At 33.6% G+C, this 1,931-nt stretch carries 2 protein-coding genes; both read left to right on the forward strand.

Translation table 11 applies throughout. The features are described from left to right. Positions 1-172 precede the first annotated feature (172 nt). Positions 173-712: a GNAT family protein gene (locus tag M663_RS0103650; RefSeq protein WP_029687954.1), complete on the forward strand. Its 540-nt coding sequence runs from the start codon at positions 173-175 to the stop codon at positions 710-712. A gap of 132 nt (positions 713-844) precedes the next feature. After that, complete coding sequence (locus M663_RS0103655; RefSeq protein ID WP_029687955.1) at positions 845-1,435, forward strand: hypothetical protein; 591 nt, start codon at positions 845-847, stop codon at positions 1,433-1,435. Positions 1,436-1,931: the final 496 nt, after the last annotated feature.

The following is a 1,931-nucleotide window of genomic DNA, read 5'->3' on the forward strand; positions in this document are numbered from 1 at the left end:
GCACTAATGTTTAAACAGGAATGGGCATTATTTAGGGTGTGAAAATAGTCGCGGAAGATATAGTTTCTCCTAGTATTTTTAAGTATTCATTAAGATAATGTTACTATAAATTGTTTGCATGGATAACATTAATAATTTTTAAAATTTTTATTGAGAAAGGATGGCGAATAGATTGTTTACAGGAGAAAAGGTAAAACTTAGGGCTTATAGAAAAGAGGATGTGGAACTGGCTTTGAAATTTATAAATGACCCGGAAGTAAAAAGATATTTGACTCCCGGAATTCCTTATCCTTTAACGCTAGAGGATGAATACAAATGGTTTGAAAGTTTATCTTCTTCAAAGGACACATATAGTTTTGCAATTGAAACCCTTGAGGATGGAAAGTACATAGGAGGCTGTGGAATAAATGAAATTGACTGGAAAAATAAAGTGGCAGTTGTGGGAATTTTTATTGGTGACAAGGAATATTGGGGAAAGGGATACGGCACGGATGCAATGAAAGTACTGATAAGATTTATATTTGAACAGATGAACATGAATAGAGTGGAATTATATGTCTATTCCTATAACACTCGTGCTATAAAATCTTATGAAAAATGTGGATTTGTTAAAGAAGGTGTATTAAGAAAGAGAATGTTTAGAGATGGCAGATACTATGATGAGTATGTAATGAGCATATTAAAAGAGGAATTTGATAAAATATATAGCTGAACATGGGAGAAGATACCAAAATTTTGTCCGTTAATATAAAGAAAAACCATTTATGTACGAGATACTTAGACAATTTAAACAAACAAAATTTTAAGTAAATATTTAATATAATATCGAATGGGGTATATAAATATGTTAATTTTTGGTTTGTTAACATTATATGAAATAACAAAACAGGTATGTTTTTATATGTACGAAATATACGAAAAGGATAAATTATCTAAATGGGTAGTGAACTTTGTAGAGAAAAGAAAGGCATTCTACAGCAGATGGCGTAATGTTCCGAATGATGATGATATTATTTATAAAATGATTAGAACTTCAAAGTTTGGATTTCTTATATGGTTTATGATGACGGTGTATGGATATATTTACGCTAAAAGAATAAATAGTGCAATAGGGTTCTATGTAATTTTTGGAATTTTGTTGTTATTCGAAGGAATAGAACAAATCTACTTTTACAAGTACAAAAATTACAAAGTGCATGGGTACGAAAATCTTTCAAAACGTACGATAAAATATGTAGAAACAGAAATAAAAACATACAATGTAGCCTATAAAATTCCGCGCGACACTCTAGACCAAAATAGGTTAAACAGCATCATAGGACACAAATGGATAAACATTGCTGGTTACAGTTTGCTTTTAATATTAGAGTATAGCGGTTTTTTCAAATATATATCAAACTTATTTTGGAAATATGTAACAATTTTAAGAGGATAAGATGAATGTAGATTTCGGTTCTGTTCTGCTTATAGAATATGTTGACAAGCTGTGCTTGAGTAAAAAAAACGCTGGGGACGGTTCCGTGCGCTGAGAAAAGCTCATGCGTTAAAGCAGGTGCGAATCCTGCCCGGTAAAGCCTAGCCAGCAACCGGTACTTAGCCTTGGGGTATATATGGTGACATATATAGCTAAGCGTAGGCAAAGGAGATAGCAGGCCGAAAATCGAAAGATTGAAGGTGTTAAAGCCCCGAAATCCCTAGACAGGAAGGCCGATGCTGTGGAACCGGCAGAAGGCAAAACATTGATATTTGGGATGGCGAGAATAGCAATGCTTCCTCGGGGTCATAGGCCTTGGCATGTTATACAATATTAACGCATAGGGAACTCAGGAGGTCCTGCAACTCCCAGAAAGGGTACGATAAACAAGTGTAAAATACAAGGTGTCATTTCTCGAATTAATTTAGCCCAAAACCGATAAAATTTTTCAGATTAA

Source organism: Thermoanaerobacter sp. A7A, assembly GCF_000445185.1.
In the GTDB taxonomy this organism is placed as follows: domain Bacteria; phylum Bacillota; class Thermoanaerobacteria; order Thermoanaerobacterales; family Thermoanaerobacteraceae; genus Thermoanaerobacter.

What these genes read in the sequence shown, in the direction of transcription:
- M663_RS0103655 (WP_029687955.1), top strand. Translation starts at nt 845, where the DNA reads ATGTTAATTTTTGGTTTGTTAACATTATATGAAATAACAAAACAGGTA.